General features: G+C 42.8%; 19 protein-coding genes, 1 riboswitch and 1 other annotated feature. Of the genes, 3 read left to right on the forward strand and 16 right to left on the reverse strand.

Annotation, left to right across the window (positions count from 1 at the left end; all coding sequences use genetic code 11):
- The first annotated feature begins 175 nt into the window (after window positions 1–175).
- Complete coding sequence (locus QUF78_RS19560; protein ID WP_289325955.1) at window positions 176–646, forward strand: YslB family protein; 471 nt, start codon at window positions 176–178, stop codon at window positions 644–646.
- Window positions 647–710: 64 nt separating this feature from the next.
- On the opposite strand, the gene QUF78_RS19565 is transcribed toward QUF78_RS19560, so the two are convergent.
- From QUF78_RS19565 to zapA, 13 genes are all read right to left on the reverse strand, one after another.
- Window positions 711–1,943, reverse strand: coding sequence for an aspartate kinase (locus QUF78_RS19565; protein WP_289325956.1), 1,233 nt, complete (start codon window positions 1,941–1,943; stop codon window positions 711–713).
- Window positions 1,944–2,032: 89 nt separating this feature from the next.
- A riboswitch (Lysine riboswitch) is annotated at window positions 2,033–2,209 on the reverse strand.
- Between the two features lie 62 nt (window positions 2,210–2,271).
- A complete protein-coding gene (uvrC, locus tag QUF78_RS19570; protein ID WP_289325957.1) occupies window positions 2,272–4,044 on the reverse strand; it encodes an excinuclease ABC subunit UvrC in 1,773 nt (590 codons plus the stop codon).
- A gap of 102 nt (window positions 4,045–4,146) precedes the next feature.
- Complete coding sequence (trxA, locus tag QUF78_RS19575; protein ID WP_289325958.1) at window positions 4,147–4,488, reverse strand: thioredoxin; 342 nt, start codon at window positions 4,486–4,488, stop codon at window positions 4,147–4,149.
- Window positions 4,489–4,672: 184 nt separating this feature from the next.
- On the reverse strand, window positions 4,673–5,650 hold the full coding sequence (locus tag QUF78_RS19580; protein ID WP_289325959.1) for an electron transfer flavoprotein subunit alpha/FixB family protein: 978 nt from the start codon (window positions 5,648–5,650) through the stop codon (window positions 4,673–4,675).
- A gap of 69 nt (window positions 5,651–5,719) precedes the next feature.
- A complete protein-coding gene (locus QUF78_RS19585) occupies window positions 5,720–6,493 on the reverse strand; it encodes an electron transfer flavoprotein subunit beta/FixA family protein (RefSeq protein ID WP_289315426.1) in 774 nt (257 codons plus the stop codon).
- Window positions 6,494–6,604: 111 nt separating this feature from the next.
- Complete coding sequence (locus tag QUF78_RS19590; RefSeq protein WP_289325960.1) at window positions 6,605–7,378, reverse strand: enoyl-CoA hydratase; 774 nt, start codon at window positions 7,376–7,378, stop codon at window positions 6,605–6,607.
- A 123-nt stretch (window positions 7,379–7,501) separates the two neighbouring features.
- Window positions 7,502–8,089: a fatty acid metabolism transcriptional regulator FadR gene (locus QUF78_RS19595; protein ID WP_289325961.1), complete on the reverse strand. Its 588-nt coding sequence runs from the start codon at window positions 8,087–8,089 to the stop codon at window positions 7,502–7,504.
- Between the two features lie 201 nt (window positions 8,090–8,290).
- Window positions 8,291–9,988 (reverse strand): AMP-binding protein, encoded by a 1,698-nt coding sequence (locus tag QUF78_RS19600; RefSeq protein ID WP_289325962.1) that lies wholly within the window; start codon window positions 9,986–9,988, stop codon window positions 8,291–8,293.
- 468 nt (window positions 9,989–10,456) lie between these two features.
- The gene (locus QUF78_RS19605; RefSeq protein ID WP_289325963.1) at window positions 10,457–10,864 is read right to left on the reverse strand and encodes a DUF350 domain-containing protein; all 408 of its coding nucleotides are present in this window, start codon (window positions 10,862–10,864) and stop codon (window positions 10,457–10,459) included.
- Window positions 10,865–10,928: 64 nt separating this feature from the next.
- The gene (locus tag QUF78_RS19610) at window positions 10,929–13,283 is read right to left on the reverse strand and encodes an endonuclease MutS2 (RefSeq protein ID WP_289325964.1); all 2,355 of its coding nucleotides are present in this window, start codon (window positions 13,281–13,283) and stop codon (window positions 10,929–10,931) included.
- A gap of 35 nt (window positions 13,284–13,318) precedes the next feature.
- On the reverse strand, window positions 13,319–15,037 hold the full coding sequence (polX, locus tag QUF78_RS19615; RefSeq protein WP_289325965.1) for a DNA polymerase/3'-5' exonuclease PolX: 1,719 nt from the start codon (window positions 15,035–15,037) through the stop codon (window positions 13,319–13,321).
- 211 nt (window positions 15,038–15,248) lie between these two features.
- The gene (locus QUF78_RS19620; RefSeq protein WP_289315420.1) at window positions 15,249–15,794 is read right to left on the reverse strand and encodes a CvpA family protein; all 546 of its coding nucleotides are present in this window, start codon (window positions 15,792–15,794) and stop codon (window positions 15,249–15,251) included.
- A gap of 4 nt (window positions 15,795–15,798) precedes the next feature.
- Window positions 15,799–16,059, reverse strand: coding sequence for a cell division protein ZapA (gene zapA, locus QUF78_RS19625; protein WP_048678967.1), 261 nt, complete (start codon window positions 16,057–16,059; stop codon window positions 15,799–15,801).
- Window positions 16,060–16,231: 172 nt separating this feature from the next.
- Here zapA and rnhC point away from each other — a divergent pair, with 172 nt between their 5' ends.
- Together rnhC and QUF78_RS19635 are read left to right on the forward strand one after the other, a co-directional pair.
- A complete protein-coding gene (gene rnhC, locus QUF78_RS19630; protein ID WP_289325966.1) occupies window positions 16,232–17,191 on the forward strand; it encodes a ribonuclease HIII in 960 nt (319 codons plus the stop codon).
- Between the two features lie 38 nt (window positions 17,192–17,229).
- The gene (locus QUF78_RS19635; protein WP_289325967.1) at window positions 17,230–17,886 is read left to right on the forward strand and encodes a hypothetical protein; all 657 of its coding nucleotides are present in this window, start codon (window positions 17,230–17,232) and stop codon (window positions 17,884–17,886) included.
- Between the two features lie 41 nt (window positions 17,887–17,927).
- Here the strand turns inward: QUF78_RS19635 and pheT are convergent, their stop codons facing one another.
- From pheT to QUF78_RS19650, 3 genes are all read right to left on the reverse strand, one after another.
- Window positions 17,928–20,342 (reverse strand): phenylalanine--tRNA ligase subunit beta, encoded by a 2,415-nt coding sequence (pheT, locus tag QUF78_RS19640; RefSeq protein ID WP_289325968.1) that lies wholly within the window; start codon window positions 20,340–20,342, stop codon window positions 17,928–17,930.
- Window positions 20,343–20,370: 28 nt separating this feature from the next.
- Window positions 20,371–21,411: a phenylalanine--tRNA ligase subunit alpha gene (pheS, locus tag QUF78_RS19645; RefSeq protein WP_098370018.1), complete on the reverse strand. Its 1,041-nt coding sequence runs from the start codon at window positions 21,409–21,411 to the stop codon at window positions 20,371–20,373.
- Between the two features lie 58 nt (window positions 21,412–21,469).
- Window positions 21,470–21,711 (reverse strand) — a binding site (T-box leader).
- A 43-nt stretch (window positions 21,712–21,754) separates the two neighbouring features.
- Window positions 21,755–22,513, reverse strand: a complete 759-nt coding sequence (locus tag QUF78_RS19650; RefSeq protein ID WP_289325969.1) for a TrmH family RNA methyltransferase — start codon at window positions 22,511–22,513, stop codon at window positions 21,755–21,757.
- Between the last annotated feature and the right edge of the window lie 7 nt (window positions 22,514–22,520).

Consider the following 22,520-nt stretch of genomic DNA (forward strand, 5'->3'; position numbering starts at 1 on the left):
AAATTGGCTATTTTTTGTTTGTCAAGATGATATTTTGAAGAAATTTCAAATTTAACTATTAATATCTCGGTATAATTTCTCATTTTTTTCCAATTGTTATTTAAATAAATAAAAAACAGTATAATTTGCAAAAGAAATACGTTTATAATAGATTTACAGAAAGAGGCGATAAACTATGAAAAAAAATATTGCTGCTGCGATAGAAGAAGAGATTCAAGCTGAAGAAATTCAAACTGAAGAATTCCAAGTTCCAGCTTTCGGATACGAATTAATCAGAGAAGTTCTATTGAACGATATTCTCGGAAAAGACTCTAATCAAATCCTTTATTGGGCAGGTAAACAGTTAGCAAGAAAATTCCCATTGAATGGCGATCAGGAAGTGATTGAATTTTTCCAGAGCGCTGGATGGGGCAATTTGGAAATCATGAAGTATTCAAAAACCGAGATGGAATTATCCCTGACGGGTGAAATAATCAGCCGCCGCCTGGATTTACACCCTGATTGTCACTTCCAACTTGAAGCCGGTTTCCTTGCCGAGCAGTTTACACTGCAAAAAAAATTCCTCAGCGAATCAACGGAAGAAATCAAACGCCGCGCAAAAAAAGTGATATTCACCATCCAATGGGATCCCAGAGATCCAATCTAATAAGCCCTTAAAACAGACTTACCCTTTTTACCGGAAGTCTGTTTTTTTATTGGACTCCTTACACTCAAGCTAGCACATTTGCATGCTGCCCAAGTTTAAATGCTTCATGAAGAGATTCGACAGCCTTCACCATTTCCTTTTCATTGACGACAGTCGAGACTTTAATTTCCGATGTGCTGACCATTTTCACTTGGATGCCTGTATTGGCCATCACTTCAAACATCTCGGCAGCCACTCCTGGATTGGATACCATACCAGATCCGACGATGGACACTTTGGCCAACCCACCCTCCGTTTCGATTCGGTCGAATGCCAATCGTTCTTTATTGTTTTCCAGCACGACCAATGCCGCTTCCGTATCTTCACTTTTTGTGGAAAATGATAGATTGGTCGTATCCTCGGCAGTCATGCTTTGAATGATGATGTCCACATTAATCCGGTTTTTCGCAAGTGTCGTGAAAATTGTGGATAATGCACCAAGTGATTGTGGCAAACCATAAATTGTGACCCTAGTAATACTGTCTTCAAAAGCAATGCCGCGTACAATTAAGTTTTCTTCCATAGTTGCTTCCTCCTCTATGATCGTTCCTGATTCTCTCTCCATGCTCGAACGGACTTCAAGCGGGATTTGATAATTCTTTGCATATTCGACAGCCCTTGGATGTAGGACGCCCGCCCCCAGGTTTGCAAGTTCCAGCATCTCATCGTAAGAAATGGATTGAAGTTTTCGCGCACCTTTTATGTAGCGTGGATCCGTAGTGAAAACACCAGTTACATCCGTATAAATATCGCATCTATCCGCATTCAGCGCTGCAGCGATGGCAACCGCCGTCGTATCGGAACCACCCCGCCCTAAGGTAGTGATTTCCCCATTTGCATCGCTCCCCTGGAAACCGGCTACGACCACAATTTTCTTTTCCTGGAGCTGGGCTTGAATCCTTGTAGCATCGATGTTTAAAATCCTGGCATTCCCATGAACGGATTCCGTTTGCATGCCTGCCTGCCAGCCTGTGTACGAAATGGCTTCATGTCCTTTTTCAATCAATGCCATCGTTAACAGGGATATCGTGATCTGTTCCCCCGTCGTCAATAGCATATCCATTTCCCTCTTGCTCGGGGTTCCGGAAATATCTTGGGCCATGGAAACCAATTGATCTGTGGTTTTCCCCATAGCTGAAACAACGACTACCACACCATTTCCATTCTCCACTTCCTCGATTACCCGATTGGCAACATTTTTGATTTTTTCTACGCTTCCGACGGATGTTCCGCCGAATTTTTGAACGATTAATGCCATCCTAATGCACCCTCTCTACCTTTTTAGGCAATAAAAAAAGCAATGAGAAATATCTCATTGCTGTGATCACATATCTAATACTGTAAACACAGTGAGATAGCTCTCCAGGGTATTACCCCTGACAATCCGCCATTTATTAAATGTCAGACCAGAAAAACAAGGTATGAGTCTTGTCTTCCTTCGGCGTCATCCCCTTTCAAAACCTTTCATGGAAGCTCATACTTCTCCAGGTTTTTACTCTTGAATTCCGCACCTCTATCAGCACTTTTAAGTTGTCTAGTTAAAAATTCCTTTTAATCATAGCATAGGGAATAGTCGGTAGCAAGGATTATTCTTGTAATTTTCTTACGATTCCCTCGGCTACCCCTTTTGGCATGCCCGCTTCCATAATTTCCTCGGCCGTTGCCTCTTTGATTTTCTTCAATGACCCAAAATGCCTCAACAATTGCTTCCTTCGCTTTTCCCCGACACCTGGAATATCATCTAGCTGGGAGTGAACCGCATTTTTCCCGCGTAGCTGGCGATGAAACGTAATCGCGAACCGATGCACCTCATCCTGAATTCTTTGCAATAAGTAAAATTCCTGGCTACGTGAATCAAGTGGTACGAGTTCGAGCGGATTTCCAATCATCAACTGCGAGGTCCTATGCTTTTCATCCTTAATGAGACCTGATAGTGGAATATCAAGGCCCAATTCATTCTCCAATATATCCCGAACGGCTTCCACATGGCCCTTTCCACCATCGATGATGATTAAGTCCGGAAGCGGCAGCCCTTCTTTCAATACTCGTGAATACCTTCTTCTGACCACTTCACGCATCGATTCATAATCATCAGGTCCCTGGACCGTCTTGATCTTATATTTACGGTACTCCCTTTTTTCCGGTTTCCCATCAATGAACACGACTAAAGCGGAAACAGGGTCACTTCCCTGAATATTGGAGTTATCGAAAGCTTCAATTCGGTGCGGGGTGTAGATGCCTAATTGGGTCCCGAGGTTTTCTACCGCATTGATGGTTCTTTCTTCATCCCGTTCAATCAAGGAGAATTTTTCCTGAAGGGCGATGGAGGCATTTTTATTCGCCAATTTAAGCATGTCTTTTTTCGATCCCCGTTTCGGGTGAATCGTTTTGACACCAAGGAGCCCTTCGGCCATTTCAGCATCCACTGACTCAGGCAGCAAGATTTCCTTTGGTTTAAAGTGGTTGGTAATCTCGTAAAACTGACCGAGGAATGTAAGAAGTTCCTGTTCCGGTTCATCATAGACAGGAAAAAGTGAAACATCTCTTTCTATCAATTTACCCTGTCGGACAAAAAATACCTGAACACACATCCAGCCTTTATCATAGGCAAACCCAAATACATCCCTGTCGATGAAATCGGTCGTCATCATTTTCTGCTTCTCCATCGTAATATCGATGTGGGCAATTTTGTCACGGAACTCTTTGGCCCTCTCGAAATCGAGATTTTCTGATGCCTCCAGCATTTTTTCAGTCAGTTCTTTTTTTATCTCAGTATGTCCACCGTTCAAGAAGCGGTTGATATCATCCACCATTTTCTTATATTCCTGTTCCTCAACATCATAAACACATGGGGCCAGGCACTGGCCAAGGTGATAATAAAGACAAACGCGATCAGGTAAGGTATTGCATTTTCTAAGGGGATAGATGCGATCGAGCAACTTTTTCGTTTCGTTAGCTGCAAAAGCATTTGGATATGGTCCGAAGTATTTCCCTTTATCTTTTTTTACTTTTCGCGTAATGATTAGACGTGGATGACGTTCCGCCGTCAGCTTGATGAAAGGGTACGTCTTATCATCCTTAAGCATGACATTATATTTTGGATCATGTTTTTTGATTAAGTTCAGCTCTAAAATAAGGGCCTCGATATTGGAAGAGGTGACGATGTATTCAAAATCCTCAATCTCATTCACAAGCCGAAATGTTTTTCCATCATGAGAACCCGTGAAATAAGAACGGACACGATTTTTCAACACTTTCGCTTTGCCTACATATATGATCGTTCCCTGACGATCTTTCATTAAATAACAACCAGGTTGATCGGGAAGAAGGGCAAGTTTATTCTTTATTTGTTGGTTCATGCATTCAGCCTCCTGTTCTCCCATTTTACAATTATTATATATCAAGATAGTGAAAAAAGCTTCAAGTCCGCAGACTTGAAGCTTTTTTTAGCTAACTTACTATTACGCGTGTTTTGAAATAAGTTCAGCAAGTGCTTCTTTAGGTTGGAAACCAACAACTTTATCCACCACTTCACCGTCTTTAAGGACGATTAATGTCGGGATGCTCATCACACCGAATTTCCCAGCTGTTTCTTGGTTTTCATCTACATCCACTTTTACGATTTTCGCTGTATCGCCAATTTCAGTATCAAGCTCTTGAAGAACAGGAGCGATCATTTTACAAGGTCCGCACCATGGTGCCCAAAAATCTACAAGAACTACACCTTCGCTAGTATCTGTTGTGAAAGTTTGGTCAGTTGCATTTACAATAGCCATATATATTTCCTCCTCAAAATTACTCAAATAACTAAAGACAGTATACCATTGTTGCTAGAAACGATGCTAATATTTTGCTTCAGTGGTAGGATGTCCAAAAAAAGAGTAAATATGCAGGCTCAAACCTTGCCTAAAAGCCAAGAAAAATGAAGGGGCAAGACATGTATCGGCTTATGCCAAATGTCTTGCCCCTCATCAGAATTTATTTCTTTTAAGCGTTAACTTTTAGTTTTTTGAATTCTTCCGTAAGTAATGGAACGACTTCGAAAAGATCTCCGACAATTCCATAATCAGCTATATTGAATATGTTAGCTTCCGGGTCTTTGTTGATGGCAACGATAACCTTGGAGTTGGACATCCCCGCTAAATGCTGTATCGCTCCAGAAATACCGCAGGCGATATAAAGGTCTGGTGTAACGACTTTACCCGTTTGCCCGATTTGCAAAGAGTAATCGCAATAGTCCGCATCACATGCACCGCGGGAAGCACCTACCGCTCCGCCCAGTACTTGTGCCAGTTCCTTCAATGGTTCAAAACCATCTTCACTTTTCACGCCACGGCCACCTGCGATGATTACTTTTGCTTCTGAAAGGTCGACCCCTTCACTAGCTTTTCTAACAACATCTTTGATGATTGTGCGTAAATCCTTAATATCCACACTTAATGCAGAAACATCACCAGAGCGGGACTCATCTTTCGCTAACGGTTCAATATTGTTCGGACGGATTGTCGCGAATATCACGCCATCTGTAACAATTTTCTTTTCAAATGCTTTACCAGAATATATCGGGCGGGTGAAAACGATATTTCCGCCTTCTTCTTCAATGGATGTAACGTCGGAAATCAATCCTGATTCAAGCTTTCCAGCCAATTTAGGTGCAAGGTCTTTTCCCAGAGCCGTATGTCCAAAGAAAATCCCTTCTGGCTTTTCCTGCTCGATGACGGCAAGCAATCCTTGCGCATAACCATCTGAAGTATATTGTTTCAATTGATCATTTTCGACTGCAACAACCCGGTCTGCACCATACTGGATCAATTCATTTCCGAAATTTTGAACACTGTCACCAACTAAAACACCTACGATTTCCCCGCCATCTGCAGCAAGTTTAGCCGCACCGATAGCTTCAAATGATACATTTCTTAGTGAACCGTCGCGAACTTCGCCCAATACAAGAAACTTTCTAGCCATTTATAAAAACCTCCTGTGCTCTATTTTATCTATTTGTCGTGTGTTGTTGTTTTAAAAGTACCGTTTCGATTAAATCACTTTTGCTTCGCTGCGTAATAATTGAACAAGTTCGCTGACTTGGGCACCGATTTCGCCGTTCAATACTTTTCCAGCTTCTTTTTTCGCAGGAAGGTAGATTTCAATCGTTTTTGTTTTTGCTTCAACATCTTCCTCTTCCAAATCCAGGTCATCCAATTCCAATTCTTCAAGCGGTTTTTTCTTCGCTTTCATGATTCCCGGCAAAGAAGGATAACGTGGCTCATTTAGCCCTTGTTGAGCTGTCACTAACAATGGAAGAGATGCTTCGATCGTTTCAGAGTCCCCTTCGACATCCCGGATAACGCTTACATTTCCATTTGCAATGTCCAGTTTAGTAATGGTTGTAATATAAGGAATTTCTAAAATCTCGGCAACTCGTGGACCCACTTGACCAGAACCGCCATCGATTGCAACGTTCCCTGCAATGATTAGATCGGCATTTTTACCTTTTAAGTATTCGCCTATAATTTTGGCAGTCGTGAATTGATCGCCATTTTCTATGTCGTCCTCAATATTTATCAATACGGCTTTGTCAGCCCCCATTGCAAGCGCTGTGCGTAATTGCTTTTCAGCCTCTTCGGTTCCGACAGAAATAACCGTTACTTCGCCGCCTTGTGCATCTCGCACCTGGATTGCTTCTTCAACAGCATATTCATCGTATGGATTAATGATGAATTCTGCTCCATCCTCATTAATTTTCCCGTTGGATAGTGTAATTTTTTCTTCTGTATCAAATGTTCTTTTCAGCAGTACATAAATGTTCACGATAATACCTCCCGAATGATTTGAGTTTTGAAGATTATGAATTTTATTGATATATATTATTGTATTCTTCAAATTTCATCAAAATCCTGCATGATATATAAAAATAGTTATTTATTTCCCTTTGAATACAGCTTCTCTTTTTTCCATGAAAGCGCCAATTCCTTCTTTTGCGTCAGCAGTATCGAAAGCTTTGCCAAAGAGATCGGCTTCCCTTTCCACACCTTTATAGTAGGAATCATGCTTGGAATAATTTAATAATTCTATAGCCGCCTTTAAAGCCAGAGGGCTTTTCTTGGCAATTTTATTGGCTAGTTCCTTCGCTTTTGGAATCAGTTCTTCATCCGAGAAAGCATGATTGGCCAATCCGCATTGCACAGCTTGGATACCTGTAATCGGTTCACTTGTAAACAGCATTTCAGCGGCCTTTGCCATACCCACATAACGAGGAAGACGCTGGGTGCCAGCAAATCCAGGGATTAAGCCCAACTGCAGTTCAGGCAAACCTAGTTTAGCCTTTTCGGTTACCAAACGGATGTGACAGGACATGGCCAGCTCCAATCCTCCGCCAAGCGCCGCACCATGGATGGCTGCAATGACCGGCTTTGGAAAAGATTCGATTTTCTCGAATACAGATTGACCATTCTTGGTCAGCTTCTCGAAAGCCTTACCGTTTGTCACTTCCGTAAACTCTTTAATGTCTGCTCCTGCAGAGAAAAATCTTCCTTCACCATGAAGAAGGACAACCCGTACGGCTTCGTCTTGCTCAATTTGATCAAAGGCCTGTGACAGCTCTCCGATGATTGCCGTGGAAAGCGCATTTGCTGGTGCATGATCAATCGTTATAAATGCTACATGATTTTCGACAGAAAGCTTAAGGTATTCCATATCTATCCCTCCTGGCATCTAGTCAAACTTTTTTGAAAATTCTATATGTATCACTTCCCGGTAAGCCGGAAAGCATATTAACCGATTCTTTCGAGGATGGCTAGCCATCCTCTATTAAAATCGTTAACTTTTCAAGCCACAGCCGCCAATTAGAAGGCGGTGAACGTCTGGTGCAAGGTCTGGGAGCGAATACTTTTGCTCATTCATGACCCAAGTCGTCACTGTTTCGTCAATCGTTCCAAAAATCATCTGCCTGGCAAGTAAATTATTTAAATCAGGCAAAAATTCGCCGTTCTCTTTTCCTTCTATAATGATCTGATCGATTAAATTTAAATATCCTCTTAACACATCATTAATCCTTAGGCGTAATTCTTTATTCGACTGTCTTAATTCCAACTGAGTGACAATTGCTAAATTCACGTCTTCTGAAAGGTTTTGAAAATGTTTTTGGATGAGCACATGCAGTTTATCCGAAGCTGTGGTCTTTCCTTTTAGTTCTTCTTCGATCTGTTCCACAAAATAGCCCATCTTTTCATGGAATAATGATATTAAGATATCTTCTTTATTTTTAAAATAAAGATATATGGTGCCATCCGCTACGCCTGCCTGCTTGGCGATTTTGGATACTTGAGCTTGATAGTAACCGTTTTGGGCAATGACGATAACGGCCGCATCAATAATTTGGTTATACTTTGGTCTGTTGCGTTTCACTGGATGTCCCCTTTCAGAAAATGAATGAATCATCATTCATATTTCTATCATAAAATGACGACCCTTTACTGTCAAGCAAAAACTTCTAAGAGTCATGGCATTCCACTTATGTTCATTGTACAGCCCCGATCCATAGGTTGTCCAGTCGTTCTGCAAAACACGGAGCCCTATTCCGCTGCTCCGTATGAAGGGGTTGCTTGTTTACGCTTCTTTTCTTTCCTCCGATATTTTTTTCTTTTCTTCCTCGATAAGGACTCTTCTCAGAATCTTTCCTATCGTCGTTTTAGGAAGTTCCTCCCTAAATTCATAGCTGCGCGGCACCTTATAGGAAGCCAGGCTTTTTCTAGCAAAATCATTCAATTCATCTTCAGTCACCCGGGCATTTTTTTTCAGTACGACGTAGGCTTTGACGGTCTCACCGCGATATGGGTCAGGGATACCTGCCACAACAACCTCCTGTATGGCCTCATGCTCGTATAGTACCTCTTCCACCTCACGTGGGTATATATTGAAACCACCAGCAATGATTGTATCCTTTTTCCTCTCGACTACATAAAAGAACCCACGCTCATCCATGTAACCCAGGTCGCCTGTTAGTAGCCAGCCATCTTTAAAAGTGCTTTCCGTTTCATCCGGACGGTTCCAGTAACCTTGCATTACCTGAGGTCCTTTTATGGCAATCTCACCAATTTCATTCGGAGGAAGCTCTTCGCCCGTTTCCAAGGACAGAATCACCGAGTCGGTATCTGGCCATGGCAATCCAATGCTTCCTTTTACACGCGGCTGATCCCAAATGAAATTAGCATGGGTTACCGGTGAGGTTTCCGACAGTCCAAAGCCTTCAACCAGCTTCCCGCCGGTAATTTTCTCAAACTGCTCTTGAACCTCTAAAGGTAATGGTGCAGAACCGCTTATGCAGGCATTGATGGAAGAAAGGTCATACTTAGCGATATCCGGATGGTTCAAGAGGCCGATATACATCGTTGGCGCTCCTGGAAACATGGTCGGTTTCTGTTTTTGGATGGTTTTAAGCGTCGCTTCAACATCAAACTTCGGCATGATGATCATGGTGTTCCCTTCCATGACGGAAAGAACCAAGACTGTCGTCATACCGTACACATGGAAGAATGGGAGTATCGCAAGGATCCTTTCCTCACCGCGCTTATTTTTATAAAGCCATGCATTGCACATTTTTGTATTTGCCAGCAAGTTCTTATGGGTAAGCATGACCCCTTTGGGAAAGCCTGTTGTCCCGCCAGTATATTGCAAAAGTGCAAGGTCGTTATTCACATCGATCGGCTCGGCGACTTCTTCAGGGACCTTTTGTTTCATGATTTCGGAAAATAAATGATGATTGCCCACATGCTCCACATTGATGACAATGCCATATTGCTTTTTTTGAATAAAAGGATAGATAAGATTTTTCGGAAAAGGTAAATATTCCTTGATAGCGGTTACAATTATATGTTCTATATCCGTTCTTGAAGCGACTGCAGTGACACGGGGAAATAAAATATCCATCGCTAAAATTATTTTCACTCCTGAATCTTTCATTTGATACTCTAATTCACGTTCAGTATAGGTTGGATTCGTTTGAACCACGACACCGCCAGCCATCAATATCCCAAAAAAGCTTATGACACCCTGAGGGCAGTTCGGAAGCATGACGGCAACGCGTTCTCCTTTTTGAAGACCGATACTTTTTAAATACGCTGCGAACTTTAAAGCAGATTCATGCACTTCCTGGAAAGTTAATTCTTTTCCCTGGAAATGAATCGATACTTTATCAGGGAATTCTTCGGCTGATTCCTTCAAAAAAGAATAAAGAGGTTTATCTTCGTACGACAAAACCGCTGGTATCTGTTCCGGATAAATAGCTTGCCATGGCTTATTGCTCATTTGCCCCCTCCTTCTGAATATTCTCAATACTCTTTATCATTATAATACAATCGGGATTTTCTTACAATTGCTTAAATTCAGAAAAATAAGCATAAAGGCTGATGATGAGCATTAAGGTAGTCCATATGTCCTGCAAGAGTACAAGAGAGGATTGGAAACACTTAAAAAGGAAAACAAAAAAAAGGAGTGTTTTACTCCTTACAGACTGTAAACAAACTTGAAGAAAAGCTTTTTTTGTCCCATTTCAATATGTTACGAATTAGATTTGCAGCATAGTCTTGGTTTCGAAAGTTTCACTTTACACACCACCTCCTTTTTTAAAATGGAATTCAAATAAAAGAAGCGGCACAATGGCCGCTTCAATTGAAGAATATCATATAAAAAATTCCTAACAGAAAAAAGATTCCGCAACAAACAATTAAGACTTTTGCAAGCTTCTCCACAGTTTTCTCCCTCTCATGAAGGGCATTAAGAAATTCCTGCGCCGATGACAAAAGATAATGCGATTGAAATGATCATCGATAGGAATCCAACTGCCCGATTATCTTTTTGTATCTCTTCATCTATTTTAAATCCAGGAGTCATAAATTCAAAAATGAAATAACCGATCAACAGAAGGATAAATCCGTATACGCCCCAGCCAATCATGGTAAGCATCGAATTCTGATGGAGGATGGACTGTTGGAATACATAGGCGATTCCAAATATTTTACCACCTGTTGCCAACGCGACAGAAAAGTTTCCCTGTTTGATTTCCTCCCAGTTCTTGTACTTTGTGACAAGTTCAAAAATGGCTAAAAAAACAATCATGCAAAGAATGACGACACTGTAACGAGCAGCTATATATACATATTCATTTTCCCACATGTTCTCCATGGTCCAACTCCCGAATGGTAACTAGCCACCCGGCTTGGCAGTTAGCCGGAATGACCACTTTCCTTTATTTAAATTCCACCACCGTAACACCTGTTCCGCCTTCACCGGCTTCGCCGAAGCGAATCCTTTTGACAGAGCGGTGATTTTTCAAGTATTCCTGGACCCCGGACCGGAGAGCGCCCGTTCCTTTACCATGAATGATGGAGACACTGGAATAACCGGCCAAAAGAGCATCATCAACGTACTTTTCCACTCTTGATATTGCATTTTCAAAGCGTTCACCACGTAGGTCAAGTTCCACGCTAACATGATAATCGCGACCTTTTACCGTAGTAAGCGGCTTTATTTCTTTTACTTTCGTGGCCTTGATGAATTCTAGGTCAGACTCCTTCACCTTCATTTTCATGATGCCGATCTGAACCTGCCATTCATTACTTGATACCTTCTCGATCAAATGACCTTTTTGACCAAAACTTACGACCTTTACTTCATCTCCAGGTTTCAAGCTTTTATCCAGAGGCCTCGCCACTTTATTTGATGTTTTTTTCACTTTAGGCGCTGCTTCTTCGAGCCGTTTTTTTGCATCAATCAGTTCATGTTCTTTAACATCGGCATGCTTTTCGAGTCGCAGTTTACGTAAGTCAGCTATAATCGCTTCCGCTTCTTTTTGTGCATTTTCAACGATCGCCGCTGCCTCTTTTGCTGCCTTTTCAACCATAGCATCCCGTTCTTCATGGTATTCACCAATTTGCCTTTGAAGGTCTTTATGAAGGATTTCTGCCTGTTTCAAGTGATTCTTGGCTTCCTGCTCCTCTTCTTCGGCCTTCTTGCGGCTGTCTTCAAGGGACGCTATCATATTCTCAACTTTATTCGTATCCTCACCAATATGGCTGCGGGCGTTGCTTATCACGCTTTCTTCCAAACCAAGGCGCTTGGATATTTCAAACGCATTACTCCGTCCCGGTACACCGATCAAAAGTTTATAGGTGGGACTCAATGTTTCCACATTAAATTCAACGCTTGCATTAATGACGCCTTCCCGATCATATCCATAAGCTTTTAATTCCGGGTAATGTGTCGTGGCAATCACACGTGCACCGCGCTTATACACTTCATCCAAAATGGAAATGGCCAAAGCGGCACCTTCCTGAGGGTCAGTTCCCGCTCCAAGCTCATCGAATAAAACTAGGCTATCATAATCGACATTCTTAAGGATATCGACAATATTGACCATATGCGAAGAGAATGTACTTAAGCTTTGTTCAATCGACTGTTCATCGCCAATATCGGCATAAACAGAGGAAAACACTGCCGTTTCGGAACCATCAAGCGCAGGGATTTGCAGACCTGACTGGGCCATTAATGTACAGAGGCCAATCGTTTTCAGGGTAACCGTTTTACCTCCTGTATTCGGTCCGGTGATGACGATTGTCGTAAATTCATCACCAAGGAAAATGTCATTGGCTACGACAACATCACTCGGAATGAGCGGGTGTTTCGCTTTGAATAATTTCACGCGTCCCTCATTATTCAGAATCGGTTTGGACCCTTTTATCGCTTTTGCATACTTTGCCTTGGCGACAAGAAAATCGATTTGTGCAAGGACTTTGACATTATGAAGCAATTCAGGGGTGAACGCACCTACCTTTTCCGAAAGTTCGACCAGGATCCGTTCTATTTCCTGCGTTTCCTTCACTCGGGTTTCCTGCAGGACATTATTCAATTGAACGATTGCTTGCGGTTCAATGAACAATGTCTGCCCAGATGAGGATTGATCATGAATGATCCCGCCATACACACTGCGGTATTCCTGTTTTACCGGGATGACAAAACGGTCATTCCGGATGGTGATGATGGCGTCCGATAACATCTTTGATGCATTGGAAGAACGGATCATGCTTTCCAGTTTTTCCCGGACACGGCTTTCGTTCGTCCGAATTTGGTTTCTTAGGGTACGGAGCTTATCGCTAGCAGAATCCATCACTTCGCCATGCTCGCTTACTGCATACGTAATTTCCTGCTGCAAATCAATCAATGGATGAAGGGAATCGATATATTCGGCTAAAAGCGGAACTTCAATTTCCTGTTCTGCAAGTTCTTCGAAGAAACGGCTGAGAATCCTGCCGGCTCGAATGGTACTCGCAAGTTCCATCAATTCCATAGGTGAGAGCATTCCGCCAATCTGTGCCCTTTTTGCATGAGGACGGATATCAAAAATCCCGCCCAATGGCAAGTTACCTTTCAAGCGGACGATTTTTGCTGACTCATCTGTTTCTTCCTGCCATCTCGACACCTCTTCAAAATCAGTAGAAGGCATCAAGTGCTGTGCCTTCTCTTTTCCTATGGAAGAGGATGCGTGTGAGATTAATTGTTCTTTTATTTTATGAAATTCCAATGTCTTTAAAGCTTTATTATGCATGGAGTTAAAGCTCCTCCTTATTTATGGGCAAATAGTTAATCATTTCTCTTTAAAAACGCTAATAATCCATCCGTATCCCTTGCATTAAGAACCGTTGATTCTTTAATCCAGCCCTTTTTGGCCGACGAGACCCCAACAGGCATATGATCAAGCATATCGATGCTGTGGGCATCTGTATTGATAACAATCGGAACGCCTGCTTCCTGTGCCTTGCGCAGATGGGGAGGTGCCAAATCCAATCGGTTCGGATTCGCATTCAATTCCAAGGCGGTATTCGTTTCGCGTGCCAGTTCGATCAGCATCTCTATATCGACATCATATCCGGCGCGTCTGCCGATAATCCTTCCCGTTGGATGGGCGATTATGTCGACATGCGGATTATTCAGAGCCGTTTTTAAGCGCTCCATGATCGTTTCCCGCGGCTGTGAAAAGCTTGAGTGGATCGATGCGATAACCAAATCCATCTCTGCAAGCAGCTCATCGTCATAATCAAGTGTCCCATCAGGAAGTATATCCATTTCAATCCCCGAAAGAACGGTAAAATCATCGTATTTTTCATTCATTTCATGGATGATCCGTTTTTGTTCCCGTAAACGTTCCACGGTCAAGCCGTTCGCAACTTTCAAATATTGCGAATGATCGGTTATGGCCATATATCGATAACCTTTTGCACGGCACGCTTCAATCATTTCTTCAATGGTATGAGCCCCATCACTCCATGTGGTATGCATGTGCAGGTCACCTTTGATGGCCTCCAAAGACATGAGAGGTTCATTTGCATCATAATGCTCTACTTCCGTTCCGTCTTCACGCAGTTCTGGGGGAATGAATGGAAGACCAAAATGATTATAAAAACGTTCTTCTGTTTCAAACGTCAATACCTCACCGGTTTCAGCCACTTCCACCCCATATTCGCTGATTTTCTCACCGCGATCTTTAGCCAGCTGGCGCATTCGCACATTGTGATCTTTCGAACCGGTAAAATGATGGAGTGTCGTTATGAATTCCTTATCCTTCACGATCCGGAAATCGACGGAAATATCATATTCATAATCTAGCACGACCGATACTTTTGTATCACCCGCTGCAATCACTTGCTTTATGCCCTTTAATGCAAGCAGTTGATCCTTAACTTCTTCGGGATGATCTGTCGAGATGATGAAATCGAGGTCCTTGATCGTTTCCCTCATACGCCTGATGCTGCCGGCTCTGGAAGAACGGATGATGTATTCCATGTTAGCAAGGGCCGTTTCAATATCATCCGCAATCGGCCTCATGAAGGCAAGGGGCAGCCGATCAGGCCTTGAACCTGCCTCGGCAATCGCAGACAGGATCTTCTCTTCCGTTTTTTTGCCGAAACCGGCAAGCGCCGCGACCCTGCCTTCTTCACAGGCGAGTTTAAGATCATTCACATCATTTACATGCAGCTCTTTATGAAGCTTGGCAATTTTCTTCCCGCCCAAACCTTGAAGCTGCAAGAGCGGAATCAGACCTTTTGGCACCTGCTCCTGAAGCTCTTCAAGTACAGTCGATTTCCCCTCATTCATATACTCTTCGATGACGGATGCCGTTCCTTTCCCGATTCCATTTAAAGCGGTAAAGTCTTCGATGGCCGTCAGGCTCCGGTCATCTGTCTCCAAGGCGCCTGCTGCCTTTCGGAAAGCTGAAACCTTGAACGGGTTCTCTCCTTTTAATTCCATATATATTGCGATTTTTTCTAATAATTTAATGATATCTTTTTTATTAATCGTCATTTCATTCACCGCCGAAAAAATTAGTAGGGTGTCCCATGTTCACTTTCTTAAAGATACCTTTCTTGGAGGTAAAGTACAAGCAGTCCGATTCTTGACTTTTGATTCAATCAGGGAGGAAGTTACATGCTGCTACATAAAAAGGGGCCTCCCCCATTCAAAGTATAGGAATCTAGGACTTTGAGAAAGGGAGGCAGGCCCTCGTATACTGACATTAAGATTGTTTTAAATCATGAAACCAAAGTTCCTTCACTTGCTCGGAAAGGAACGGTGTATGTTTCACGATCGATTCTGCCAGAAAAGATCCCGTTAATGGTTTCTGGATGGAATCCATTGGCAGCATGGCAGCTATATATAATATAATAAACATGATAAGATAGACTTCGATAAAGCCCAATATCCCTCCACCCCAGCGATTCAGCTGTTTTAAAATCGGAAGATGGGTAATGAAATTCAGCATGGACCCGATCATTTGCCAAAGAATCTTGGCAGCAAAGAAAATGATTGCAAAGGCAATTGCATTGTAATACGCCGTGTCCAGCCCGACTGTATCGAAAAACATATTAATGGTCGAGGAATCCCCCATAGTCGGAAACGGAATCCACAATTTCAAATTGGGAGCAAGATCTCCGTAAAATACATAGGCGACGATGAAGGCTACTATGAACCCAGTCATATGAACCGTTTGTAAAATGAAGCCACGCTTTAAACCGATTAATAAACCGATTAAAAGAATGGCCAGAATTGCTAAATCAAGCATGTACTCAGTCCTTCTCTCTCTTTAATTCCAGTTGAAGCTGGTCTAGTTCATCTTTTAATTTTATATATTCGTGAATCGTATTCACGGCCGTTAGTACCGCTAGCTTACTTGTATCCAAATATGGATTTTTCATCCTGATCTCTCTCATTTTTTCGTCAACCATCGAAGCGACCAGGCGCATATGACTCGCGCTTTCTGTACCGACTATTGTATATGGTTGTCCGTATATATCAACTGTTGTTTTATTTCGTTTATCGTCTGACAAAATGATGCCCCCAATCTAAACAATCCTAATTCTATCATATCATGAAGTTTTTCGTCATGAAAGAGAGTACAGCGTCATTTCTTGCATAAAAAATACAATAATTTGTCAAAAAAAAACGACTTAAGGAAGAAGATTACCTAAAAAATAAAATGAAGTTAGGAGTTTACCCATTATGTCCCATGTAGTTTTACTTATCAGCCCTGAACAAATAAAGGCGATGAAATCCCATTATTCTTCATCCTTGGCCGCCAAGCTGCCGCCGGGAAGCATCTTTTCCGCAAAACCGCCGCTATGTACGGTGACCGCCTATAAATCCGGAAAGGTACTCTTTCAGGGTAAGAATGCCGAACAGGAAGCGGTAAAATGGCAACAAAATACTACTGCTGTGGCTCCAAAGAAAAAAACGGCTTCATCTGCATCAGTAAACGTCCATCGCTATTCACCACCTGCAAATATCGGAAACATGTCAGTGATTGGTTCCGATGAAGTCGGAACAGGAGACTATTTCGGTCCGATCACCGTCGTGGCCGTATATGCAAAAAAGGAGCAACTCGCCCTGTTGAAGGAACTTGGTGTCCAGGATTCCAAAAATCTGAAGGATCCACAAATCATCGAAATTGCCAAACAAATTAAGGATGTGGTGCCATTCAGCCTGCTCACATGCGACAACCCGAAATATAATACGCTGCAGGCAAAGGGAATGTCACAAGGAAAAATGAAGGCACTCCTCCATAACCAGGCTATCAAGAATCTCATGCAAAAAATCCAGCCGGAAGAAGCGGAAGCGGTCCTTATTGATCAATTCGCTCAACCAGATGTATTTTTCAATTACCTAAAAGGCCAAGAACTCTTTCAAGCCAATGCCACCTATTTATGCACAAAAGCGGAAGGCATACACCTTGGAGTGGCAGCCGCTTCCATCCTGGCCCGATATGCATTCGTCAAACGCTTTGACTTGCTGAGTGAAAAAGCCGGATTCAAAATCCCTAAAGGTGCCGGCTTTGCAGTCGATGAAGCGGCCGCAAGATTGATTCATGAGAAAGGAATCGAATCATTAAACGAATTCACGAAAACCCACTTCGCCAATACAGAAAAAGCGAAGCGATTATATCAACAGAAATATCATAAATAAGGGAAAGCGGCTGACCTTCCGGGTACAGCCGCCTTTTTTTGTTTAATGAAGAACGTGATATACTCGTGAATTTGCTCCATTTACTCGTGAATTTGCACATTTCACTGAATTCGAGACATTTACTCGTGAGTTTGCGTGATTTACTCGTGAGTTTACGCACTTTACTCGTGAGTTTACGCACTTTACTCGTGAATTCGATACATTTACTCGTGAGTTTACGCACTTTACTCGTGAGTTTACGCACTTTACTCGTGAATTCGATACATTTACTCGTGAGTTTACGCACTTTACTCGTGAGTTTGCTCCATTTACTCGTGATTTTGCACATTTCACTGAATTCGAGACATTTACTCGTGAATTTACTCACTTTACTCGTGAATTCACGCCATTTACTCGTGAATTTGCACATTTCACTGAATTCGAGACATTTACTCGTGAATTTGCACATTTCACTGAATTCGAGACATTTACTCGTGAATTTACTCACTTTACTCGTGAATTCACGCCATTTACTCGTGAGTTTACGCACTTTACTCGTGAATTCGAGACATTTACTCGTGAGTTTACGCACTTTACTCGTGAATTCGTGCGTTTTACTCGTGAGTTTACGCACTTTACTCGTGAATTCGAGACATTTACTCGTGAATTCACGCCATTTACTCGTGAATTCGCACGTTTTACTCGTGAGTTCATAAAAAGACAGCTTCCCTGGATTCAGGGAGCTGTCTTTCTGGTTTTATCCTCTTAGTTCTGCGCCAGCTTTTTCTTTGACGGCTTCAAGCACTTTTTCATGTGCTTTTGTAATGTCCTCGTCCGTTAGCGTACGTTCCGGATCGAAGTATTTCAGTGAGTAGGCAATGGATTTCTTGCCTTCCTCCATTCTGTCACCCTCGTATAAGTCGAAGATGCTTACTTCTTTCAGTAGTTTGCCGCCAGCTTCTTCAATAATATCCTGAATGTCCCCGGCTTTCGTAGCTTGGTCCACAACGAGCGCGATATCGCGTGTTGTTGATGGATAGCGCGGAATGGTTTTGTAGGCAATCGGCGCGACTTCGGCTTCGGCCAATGCTTTTAAGGAAAGTTCGAAAATGTATGTTTCTTTAATATCCAAGTCTTTTTGGACGGTTGGGTGCACTTGGCCGATAAAGCCTATCACATCACCATTCAAAAGTACTTCCGCTGTCCGTCCTGGATGCATGTCGTTGATTTCCGCTTGGCGGTAACTGATTTGATCAGTTAATCCAAGTGTATCGAATAACGCTTCGATCACGCCTTTGGCTACAAAGAAATCCACTGGTTTCTTTTCACCTTGCCATAGGTGCGACTCCCATAGGCCTGTAATGGCTCCAGCAACATGTTCTTTTTCTTCAGGTAGTTCTTGTTCGTCCTGCTTAAAGAAAACCGAACCGATTTCATACAAGGCTAGTGAATCAATTTGGCGGGCATTGTTATATTTCACGACTTCCAGCAATTGAGGAACGATGCTCAAACGCAATTGGCTCCGTTCTTCACTCATTGGCATTGCTAAACGAATGGATTCTCTAGCTTCCAATGCGAATTGGGACGCTTTTTCCTGGCTTGTCAGTGAATAGGTCACCGCTTGATAAAGGCCTGCGCCTTCAAGTGTACGGCGTGCTTTCCGCCGTTTAATTTGATAGTCAGTCAATTGGCCTGGAGTAGAAGAACCGATCGGCAGTGTAGCGGGAATGTTATCATATCCATATAAACGTGCAGCCTCTTCAACTAAATCAGCTTCAATCGTAATATCACCACGGCGCGTCGGGACAGTGATGGTGAACGTTTCATTGTCAAGTTCGACGCCGAATTGAAGGCGTTTGAAGATGGACTCTACAACTGACACGGTCATGCTTGTTCCAAGAAGTGTGTTGATTTTTTCAAGTGTGATGCTAATGACCGCAGGTTCCATTGTCAATTCATCCACTTCTGCCGCTCCTTGTAAGACTGTTCCGCCAGCATATTGTGCAATCAATTGTGCTGCACGTTCTCCAGCTTCACGTACACGGGCCGGATCGACGCCTTTTTCAAAACGGGCACTTGCTTCACTGCGTAAGCCATGGTCTTTAGAAGCTTTACGAACTACTGTACCTGCAAAATATGCACTTTCAATAATGATGTTCGTTGTATCATTTTTCACTTCTGAATCCGCTCCGCCCATTACACCAGCTATTGCAACAGGCTCGCTTCCATTTGTGATCACTAAATGGTCTGGTGTCAAAGTGCGTTCAGCTTCATCCAACGTTACGATTTTTTCTGCATCTTTCGCTCTGCGGATGACGATTTCCTTTGACCCAAAGCGGTCATAATCAAAGGCATGTAGCGGTTGACCATATTCAAGCAAAATGTAGTTCGTGATATCGACCACATTATTATGAGGTCGGATACCTGCAGACATTAGCCGAGTCTGCATCCAAAGTGGTGAGGGTCCGACTTTAACATCTTTAATGATTTTTGCAATGTATATCGGGTTATCTTCTTTCGCTTCCACTTTGACACTGATATAATCAGAAGCTTTTTCAGCTGCCTCTTCTTTCTCGACAACCGGCCATTTCACTTCCCGGCCTAGAATGGCACCCACTTCGTATGCAACACCAAGCATGCTTAATGCATCAGAACGGTTTGGAGTCAGTCCAAGTACAAGCACTTCATCACTTAATCCGAGTTCCTCCAATGCATCATTCCCCACTTCCACATCATTAGGGAAAACGAAGATGCCTGTAGCATAATCCTTGGACACGAGCTTGGACTCGAAGCCCAATTCTTGAAGCGAGCAAATCATCCCGTGCGATTCTTCTCCGCGAAGTTTCGCTTTCTTGATTTTGAAATTACCTGGAAGGACTGCGCCAACAGTAGCGACTGCAACTTTTTGGCCTTTATCGACATTCGGTGCCCCACAGATGATTTGAACGGGATTTTCGGCCCCGATATCAACTTGGCATTTATTCAATTTATCCGCATTTGGATGCTGTTCACGTTCAATGACATGCCCGATGACGACTCCCTTAAGCCCTTCACTTTTCTTTTCTACCCCTTCAACCTCAATGCCGCTTTTCGTGATTTTGTCTGCTAGCTCCGTCGCATTGATGCCTGAAAGGTCAACATAATCTTGTAACCATTTATATGACACAAACATGGTAGGTCCTCCTTTTTAAAATAAAAATTTATGCTTCGTGATGGTTGAATTGTTTTAAGAATCGAACATCATTCGTATAGAAATGACGAATATCGTCCACACCGTATTTCAACATGGCAATCCGTTCCACGCCAATTCCAAATGCGAATCCAGAGTATTTCTTGGAATCGAAGCCAGCCATTTCAAGGACGTTCGGATGAACGATCCCGCCGCCAAGCACTTCGATCCAGCCTGTTTGTTTACATACGCTACAGCCTTTACCACCGCAGATTTTACAAGAAATATCCACTTCGACGGAAGGCTCCGTAAATGGGAAGAAACTTGGACGAAGACGGATTTCACGGTCTTGCCCGAATACTTTTTTCGCAAATACGTCAAGCGTTCCTTTCAGGTCGCTCATGCTGATGTTCTCATCGATGACCAAGCCCTCAATTTGTTGGAATTGATGGGAGTGTGTCGCATCATCGTTATCACGGCGATATACTTTACCCGGGCAGATGATTTTAACAGGACCTTGACCTTTATGTTTTTCCATGGTTCTTGCTTGAACCGGTGAAGTGTGCGTACGCATCAGGATTTCATCCGTGATGTAGAAGGAGTCCTGCATATCACGTGCCGGATGGCTTTTTGGCAAGTTAAGTGCCTCGAAGTTGTAGTAGTCGCTTTCAACTTCGGGACCTTCTGCAACCGTATAACCCATACCGATGAATAAGTCTTCGATTTCCTCCACGACACGTGTTAATGGGTGAAGATTCCCCTTGTTAACCGGACGTCCTGGAAGTGTGACGTCAATCGTTTCAGTTGCTAGCTTAGCATTGACTGCCGCAGTTTCAAGTGCTTTTTGTTTCTCCTCGATCTTTGTTGCGATCGCTTCCCGAACATCATTGGCTAGTGCCCCGATTTTCGGACGTTCTTCGGCAGATAATTTACCCATGCCGCGCAATACCTCAGTGATTGGTCCTTTTTTCCCTAAATAAGCGACACGTACTTCATTCAGTTCCTTTAATTCGGAAGCGGCGGCAACTTTTTGCAACGCTTCTTCCTGCAGTTCTAGTAAACGTTCCTGCATCATGTCTTCCTCCTTTATTTTCCTTTTGTAAAAATGAACACAAAAAAACCCCAATCCCTAAAGGGACGAGGTTTATGTATCGCGGTACCACCCTTATTAGTGCATGAACAAATAAACTTCTGCACTCACTTCATTAAAAATAACGGCTCTTCACCGGAACATTTTTCGGACATTTTGTCTTCCCAATGCCAACTCGAAAGGTGAATTCCCTTAAGCAGTGCCATAAAAATGCTTTCAGTCAAGGCATTTTTTCCCTGGATATGGATAACTTAAGTTACTACTCTTTGTCATCGTTGTTTCAATATAAAATTCAGTTTTATTATATTATAATTCCACGGCCGTTTCAAATCGATTTTCGTAAATGGTACATTAAAATCCCGGCAGCGATCCCCACATTCAGAGATTCGCTTTTTCCGTAGATGGGAATATAAAGGTTTTTAGTCGTTTTCTCCAGTAATTCCTTCGATACTCCTTGGCCTTCATTGCCGACCAGCAGGGCAAATCGGGAAGACTTTTCCACTTCTTCAAATGGAGATGCGCCTTCCAATGCAGTGCCATAGACCGGTGTGCCGATTTGCTTCAGCTCATCGATGATTTCGGAAAGGTTCCCTTTAATGACAGGCATATGGAATAGGCTCCCTTGTGTCGAACGTACCACTTTGGGATTATACAAGTCGGCACACCCTTCGCCAAGAATGACCGCATCGATTCCAGCTGCATCCGCTGTCCTGATCATCGTTCCAATATTCCCCGGATCCTGGACAGCATCGATCAACAATAGTTTATCCGGATTAATGGACGTCATGCTCGTTGATTTCTGTTCACAAACAGCTGCAATTCCCTGTGGGGCTTCGGTATCGCATATCGCCTTCATAATATCATTTTTTACATAGATGACTTCTGTGCCTTCCAGCTTAAAATGGGCTGGCATTTCAGTTTCTTCATTGACGATCACTTCCATGACGATATCTTCTTTTAAGGCTTCTTCAACTAGGTGAAAACCCTCGACTAAATATTTGCCTGTTTTATCTCGTTCTTTTTTCGTCAATAGCTTTTTCCATTGCTTCACTTGCGAGTTTTTTACCGATTCGATATATTTCAAGGGTAAA

The sequence above is a fragment of the Peribacillus sp. ACCC06369 genome, assembly GCF_030348945.1.
In the GTDB taxonomy this organism is placed as follows: Bacteria; Bacillota; Bacilli; order Bacillales; family DSM-1321; genus Peribacillus.

Bases quoted from the DNA above. Each gene is read 5' to 3' on its own strand.
- QUF78_RS19560 (WP_289325955.1), top strand. From the start codon at position 176: ATGAAAAAAAATATTGCTGCTGCGATAGAAGAAGAGATTCAAGCTGAA.
- QUF78_RS19620 (WP_289315420.1), bottom strand. From the start codon at position 15,794: ATGCTTGATTTAGCAATTCTGGCCATTCTTTTAATCGGTTTATTAATC.
- QUF78_RS19605 (WP_289325963.1), bottom strand. From the start codon at position 10,864: ATGGAGAACATGTGGGAAAATGAATATGTATATATAGCTGCTCGTTAC.
- QUF78_RS19580 (WP_289325959.1), bottom strand. From the start codon at position 5,650: ATGGCTAGAAAGTTTCTTGTATTGGGCGAAGTTCGCGACGGTTCACTA.
- QUF78_RS19565 (WP_289325956.1), bottom strand. From the start codon at position 1,943: ATGGCATTAATCGTTCAAAAATTCGGCGGAACATCCGTCGGAAGCGTA.
- uvrC (WP_289325957.1), bottom strand. From the start codon at position 4,044: ATGAACCAACAAATAAAGAATAAACTTGCCCTTCTTCCCGATCAACCT.
- QUF78_RS19590 (WP_289325960.1), bottom strand. From the start codon at position 7,378: ATGGAATACCTTAAGCTTTCTGTCGAAAATCATGTAGCATTTATAACG.
- rnhC (WP_289325966.1), top strand. From the start codon at position 16,232: ATGTCCCATGTAGTTTTACTTATCAGCCCTGAACAAATAAAGGCGATG.
- QUF78_RS19610 (WP_289325964.1), bottom strand. From the start codon at position 13,283: ATGCATAATAAAGCTTTAAAGACATTGGAATTTCATAAAATAAAAGAA.
- pheS (WP_098370018.1), bottom strand. From the start codon at position 21,411: ATGCAGGAACGTTTACTAGAACTGCAGGAAGAAGCGTTGCAAAAAGTT.
- polX (WP_289325965.1), bottom strand. From the start codon at position 15,037: ATGACGATTAATAAAAAAGATATCATTAAATTATTAGAAAAAATCGCA.
- pheT (WP_289325968.1), bottom strand. From the start codon at position 20,342: ATGTTTGTGTCATATAAATGGTTACAAGATTATGTTGACCTTTCAGGC.
- QUF78_RS19600 (WP_289325962.1), bottom strand. From the start codon at position 9,988: ATGAGCAATAAGCCATGGCAAGCTATTTATCCGGAACAGATACCAGCG.